Annotated in this window: 6 protein-coding genes; all 6 read left to right on the top strand. The window is 45.1% G+C overall.

The window, feature by feature from the left end; genetic code table 11:
* A partial coding sequence (locus J7M13_00065; protein MCD6362390.1) for a hypothetical protein occupies positions 1–745 on the top strand: 745 nt, incomplete at its 5' end.
* Complete coding sequence (gene gspD / locus J7M13_00060) at positions 742–2,604, top strand: type II secretion system secretin GspD (GenBank protein MCD6362389.1); 1,863 nt, start codon at positions 742–744, stop codon at positions 2,602–2,604. The genes J7M13_00065 and gspD, both read left to right, overlap by 4 nt.
* Positions 2,604–2,771: a type II toxin-antitoxin system HicB family antitoxin gene (locus tag J7M13_00055; protein ID MCD6362388.1), complete on the top strand. Its 168-nt coding sequence runs from the start codon at positions 2,604–2,606 to the stop codon at positions 2,769–2,771. The genes gspD and J7M13_00055 overlap by 1 nt, the downstream gene beginning before the upstream one ends.
* Positions 2,772–2,785: 14 nt before the next feature.
* On the top strand, positions 2,786–4,279 hold the full coding sequence (gspE, locus tag J7M13_00050) for a type II secretion system ATPase GspE (GenBank protein ID MCD6362387.1): 1,494 nt from the start codon (positions 2,786–2,788) through the stop codon (positions 4,277–4,279).
* A complete protein-coding gene (locus J7M13_00045) occupies positions 4,279–5,475 on the top strand; it encodes a type II secretion system F family protein (GenBank protein ID MCD6362386.1) in 1,197 nt (398 codons plus the stop codon). The genes gspE and J7M13_00045 overlap by 1 nt, the downstream gene beginning before the upstream one ends.
* A gap of 32 nt (positions 5,476–5,507) precedes the next feature.
* Positions 5,508–5,724, top strand: a 217-nt coding sequence (locus J7M13_00040; protein MCD6362385.1) for a hypothetical protein, incomplete at its 3' end; no start/stop codon positions are given.

Below are 5,724 nucleotides of genomic sequence, written 5' to 3'. Positions count from 1 at the left end.
GTTTAAAAGGGAGATGCGAGAATTCAAAAACGAGATGAGGCTTTTTAAAGATGAGATGAGGGCCTTTAAGGATGAGATGAGGGCTTTTAAAGACGAGATGCTTGCGTTCAAAGATGAAATGAGAGCGTTTAAGGATGAAATGCAGGAATTCAAAGAATGGTCTAAACAAAACATTAAAGAAATAAGAGAAAGCTCCGAAAAATTCAAAAATGAAATGCAGGAATTCAAAGAGTGGTCTAAGCAAAACATCAAAGAACTCAGAGAAAACTCACAAAAATTCGAAGAATGGGCTAAAAAGAATATTGAAGAAATGAGGAAGCAGTGGGGACATCTCGCGCAGAAGATGGGCACGATGGTCGAAGACATAGTGGCTCCAGCGCTACCCTACGCAGTAAAAAAAAGATTAAAAACAAAGATCGTGGAGCAGAGCGTGAGAGTAATAAAGGAAGTCAACAATGACTTTTACGAGGTGGACATAATAGCGATAACGAAGGAGGGCACGGTGCTCGTGGTAGAGGTGAAAAGCTCCTTCAGAAGCAGGGATATAGATCTTTTCGAAAAGAACCTCAGGAAGTTTACGGAGTTCTTCCCTCAGTATAAGGGCAGAAAAATAGTGGGGGTGATCGCCTCGCTGAACTTAAACGAGGGAATAGTAAGAAGGGCAACGAAGAAGGGAATGCTGGCAATGGCGATGAGCGGAGATTATATGGATTTTTTGAACGCCGATGAGGTGAAGCTGTTATGAGAAGAGTTATCTTAAGCATATGTATAGGCTTGATAATCCTCGCATGGGGGATAAGCTCGTTTGCCCTGCCTGCGGGCACTGCTTTCGAGATAAAAAAGGAGGCGGAAAAGGCAAAGAAAGCCGGATGGGTAAAGTTCGACTTTAAAGACATAGACATAAACGCCTTTATAAAGTTTATAGCAGAGCTAACGGGGAAAAACATCATAGTGAGCCCGAATGTGAGAGGAAAGGTAACGGTTATCTCTCCAAAGCCGGTTTCGATAAAAGACGCATATCAGGTCTTCCTATCGGTTCTAAGAGTAAACGGTTTTACGGCGGTTAGAGCGGGGAAGTTCGTCAAGGTAATTCCGATAAGGGAGGTAAGAGGAGAATCCGGAGCGTTTGTGGAGGGGAAAAAGGTTGTACAGGCAGGAGACGAGCTTATAACTCAGCTTATTCCCCTAAACTATGTGGACGCGAAGCTCGTTGCGGGAATGGTCAAACCCATTCTCTCTCCCTTAGGAAGAATAGGGATATATCCTCCCACCAACACGATCATAGTTACCGATACATCTTCGGTCGTTTCAAGAATAGTAAGGGCGCTTAAGGTTCTGGACAATCCCGAGGAAGAAAGAAAGCTCGTGGTATACAAGCTCAAATACGCGGGAGCGAGCGCCCTCGCGAGAAAATTATCCATGATAGTCAAACAAGACAAATCGATGGGAAAGCTTTCCCTCCGGGGCGTTGTCATAATGGCTGATGAGAGAACGAATTCTCTTATTCTCCTTGGGAGACATATTCAGCTCGTCAGGATAGAGAGAATCCTTCCCGATCTTGATAAGCCGTCCGAAGCGGGCTCGAACTTCTTCCACTTCTATAAGCTGGTGAACGCTAAGGCTCCCGATGTAGCCAAGACGCTAAGCGCGATCGTGAAATCAACATTTCTCAAAGGCGTAGATCCCCACGAGAGGATAGTAATATCAGCGGACAAGGAGACGAACTCCCTTATAATCATGGCGTCTCCCGAGAGATACAGGATGCTTTTACCGCTTATAAAGGATTTGGATAAGCCGAGAAAGCAGGTTCTCATAAAGATGCTTATAGCAGAGGTTAACTTAACGAGATTGAAGCATCGTGGGGTAGACTGGGCTACCATCGGTGGAATACTTGAAAGCGGAGTGCTTTACGGAGCGTCTATATCGCTCGGAGAGGGAGGGATTCCGAGCGAGGCAACCGCCTTAGCCAAAGAAAAGAAAGCAAGCGGGATAGTTTACGCGATAGTAAACCTTTTAAGGAAATATAACGCCCTTAACGTCCTCTCGATGCCGACCCTCCTATGCACGGACAATGAGGAAGCAACGCTACAGGTAGGGCAGGTCATCCCCCAGCTTAAATCAGCAGCAAGCACGACGCAGAACCCAAACGCCATAAATAAAGTTTACGACTATAAAAACGTGGGGATAATTCTTAAGGTAACCCCGCATGTGGCTGGAGGTGATACCGTAAGGCTTGATATAAACCAGGTAATAGAGGATGTCATAAGCCCGATAACCTCCGAAACCCCCGTCACCTCAAAGAGAGAAATAAAGACAACAACGCTGGTTAAAAGCGGACAAACGATCGTCCTCGGCGGATTGATAAAGAACGCAACAAAGAAGGTTGAAAGGAGAACCCCGCTTTTGGGATATATTCCCATAATAGGGGAGCTATTCAGGGTAAAGATAACCCAGCTCGAGAAGATAAACCTGGTTATCTTTATCACCCCGTATATAATAAATTCTCCCAAGGATTTACAAAAGTTAACGAGGGAAAGTCTCCTCGAACCCAAGAACCTCAAGAAGATAGAAGAATGGCTTAAGAAAGAGGGAGTGATTAAGTAATGATTTATAAATTCAAAATAATCATAGAAAGAGACGAAGACGGAATTTTCATAGCAACATGTCCATCTTTGCAAGGATGCTATTCGCAGGGAGAAACAATAGAGGAAGCCATAGAAAACATAAAAGACGCTATTAAACTACATATAGAAGCAAGAGGGAGTGATTAAGTAAGTTGACACAGATTCTTGAAAAGATAGATTATGAGAGGCTGAGGGAGCTTCTTCCCCTCAAGTTCTCGATAGATTTCCTAAAAAGGAATAAAATTTGCCCTATTTCGACAGAAGATGGTATCCTCAAGGTGGCTATAAGCTCCTTCGAGGGATTGAAAGCCGCCAAAAGCTTAGGGGTTGAGCTGAACCTCGAGATAGAGCCGGTTTTAGCGGATGAGAGGGAGATATTAAACGCCATAAGCTGGCTTTACGATGCTGCAACGAGAAGCACCTTGGAGGAAGTCGAAAGCTTGGAGGAGGAAAAGATATCCTTAGAGGAGCTGTCTGAAAGAGAAGATATAATCACCTCGGAAGATTCAGCCCCGATAATAAAGCTCGTTAACTCGATAATATATCAGGCGATAAGGGAAAGAGCCTCGGACATCCATTTCGAGCCATATGAAAGGGAGCTCAGGATAAGATACAGGATAGACGGGATATTATACGACAGACTTAATCTCCCCAAGAAACTGCACCCTCCGGTTATATCGAGGATAAAGGTCATGTCAAGGCTCGACATCGCGGAGCACTTTATCCCTCAGGATGGAAGAATAGGGATAAAGCTTGCCGACAGAGAGATAGATATAAGAGTGGGTATACTTCCAACTCAATTCGGAGAAAGAGCTACGCTTAGGCTTCTTGATAAAAAGCAGGGGTTGATAACCTTAGATGAGCTGGGGCTCGACGAGGAGGGGATAAAAAAGCTGAGGAAGCTAATCTCCAAGCCTTACGGCATCATACTGGTAACGGGACCAACGGGAAGCGGTAAAACGACGACGCTGTATGCCATCCTTCAGGAGCTTAGGACGCCGGAGGTAAACATAATAACGATAGAAGACCCGGTTGAATACGAGCTTGAGGGAATCAGCCAGATACAGGTGAACGAAAAGGCAGGGCTAACGTTCGCCTCGGGACTCCGATCCATATTAAGGCATGACCCGGACATAATCATGGTGGGAGAGATAAGAGACAGGGAAACCGCTGAAATAGCGGTTCAAGCTGCCCTCACGGGGCACCTCGTTTTATCAACGCTTCATACGAACGATGCACCGAGCGCCATAACGAGGCTTGTTGAGATGGGGATAGAACCATACTTAGTTTCCTCATCGGTGATTGGCGTCATAGCCCAGCGCCTTGTCAGAAAAATATGCGAGAAATGCAGAGAGGCTTATGAAGAAAGCCCGGAAGCGCTTGAGGAAATGGGATTAGAAAAAACGGCAACCGTTTATAGAGGAAGAGGGTGTCCTCACTGTCTCGACACGGGCTACTGGGGCAGAACCGCTCTGTTTGAACAGCTTGATTTCGACGAGGATTTAAGAAGAGCGCTCGTTAGGTCGCAGGACGCGAGCGTCTTAAGAAGGCTTGCCATAGAAAAGGGAATGAGAACGCTTAAGGAGGACGGAATTCAGAAGATCTTGAGGGGAATAACGACGCTTTCTGAAGTGATGAGGGTAGCGGGAAGGTAATGGCTTATTTCGAGTATCAGGCATACGATAGAGGCGGAAAAAGCGTAAGGGGAATCGTAGAAGCCGAAGGGAGAAACCAAGCCTTAAGCAAGCTCAAAAAGGAAGGCTTAGTCATAGTCGAGCTTAAAGAAACGAGAAAAAGCGCGAGAAAAGAAAGAAAGGTAACCCCCTCCAAGGAAGACATCATCTTTCTGGCTCATGGATTGGGAGCCCACTTAAGAGCGGGAATTCCTCTGCTTGAAGCCCTGACCATAGTAATAGAGCAGACCCCCTCAAAGAAGCTAAAAAGCGCTCTTCTCGCCATAAAGGAGGATATAGCGGGGGGTAAAAAGCTTTCAGAAAGCGTGGAGGAGCACCTAAGCTTAGATCAAAGCACCATAGGGCTCATAAGGGTTGGGGAAGAGAGCGGTAATTTAGATGAAGTGTTTGAAAGGATAGCCAGCCTAAGAGAAAGAGAATTAGATGTTATAAGAAAGATAACCAACGCGCTCGTTTATCCTATAATCATGCTTCTCGTGGGCGTCGGGGTTATCTCCTTTTTATTAACATTCGTGGTTCCAAAGATAGTTAAGATATTCACCGAAAGCGGAGCGGCCCTGCCAGCGATAACGAGAATACTTCTTTTTATAACATCGGCCTTAAGCGAACACGGGACGCTTATCTTAACCGTCCTCTTGATATCTTTGATAGCTTTGAGATTCTCCGGAAAGAGCGAGAAATTTAAAAAGCGACTGGATAGGCTCAAGCTTAAAATACCGTTTTTTAAGAGAGTACATACGCTTTACAATCTCTCACTCTTCTGTGAAACGCTCGCTGTTATGATAGCGAGCGGGATGAACTTACTTAAGGCGCTTGATATAGCGAAAGAGGTCTTCACGAACTCGACTTTCAGGGAAGCAATTGAAAAGGCAATAGAAGAGGTCAAAGAAGGGAAAAAACTCGCCTTATCTCTGAGGGAGAAAAGGGTCTTCCCTCCTGACATGGTCTACCTTATAGCCTTGGGCGAGGGAAGCGGGGAGCTTGAAAGAAGCCTAAAACACTTAGCGGATAACTATAATAGAGAGCTTTCCTCAGCACTGTCAAAGATGACAAGTGCCTTCGAACCTCTTATGATCCTCGCTTTAGGGGGAGTCGTAGGATTCATAGTGATCTCGATCTTGCTTCCTATCTTCGAGATGAGCAAGCTAATAAGATGATATAATTAGAGGGAAGCAGGAAGGGAACGGAGGTGTATAAAGCAAAAATGGCTTTACCCGCGAGAAAACTTGAAGATCACGAAAAAAGAATTAACAAGCTTGAAGAGGAATTTTTACTCTTTCTGAAAGAATGCAGAGAAATGAGGAAAGCCATGCATGAGGAAATGGATGCATGGAGAAAAAAATCAGACGAGGACTTCAAAAGATGGAAAGAGGAAATGGACGCTTGGAGAAAAAAATCAGACGAGG

Source organism: Synergistota bacterium, from assembly GCA_021159885.1.
Lineage (GTDB): Bacteria > Synergistota > GBS-1 > GBS-1 > GBS-1 > AUK310.
The sequence above is the reverse complement of the archived record's forward strand: the minus strand, read 5'-3'. Positions and strand labels throughout refer to the sequence as shown.

Excerpts from the sequence above, each read along its gene's own strand:
- J7M13_00045 (MCD6362386.1), top strand. The coding sequence starts at position 4,279 with ATGGCTTATTTCGAGTATCAGGCATACGATAGAGGCGGAAAAAGCGTA.
- J7M13_00055 (MCD6362388.1), top strand. The coding sequence starts at position 2,604 with ATGATTTATAAATTCAAAATAATCATAGAAAGAGACGAAGACGGAATT.
- gspD (MCD6362389.1), top strand. The coding sequence starts at position 742 with ATGAGAAGAGTTATCTTAAGCATATGTATAGGCTTGATAATCCTCGCA.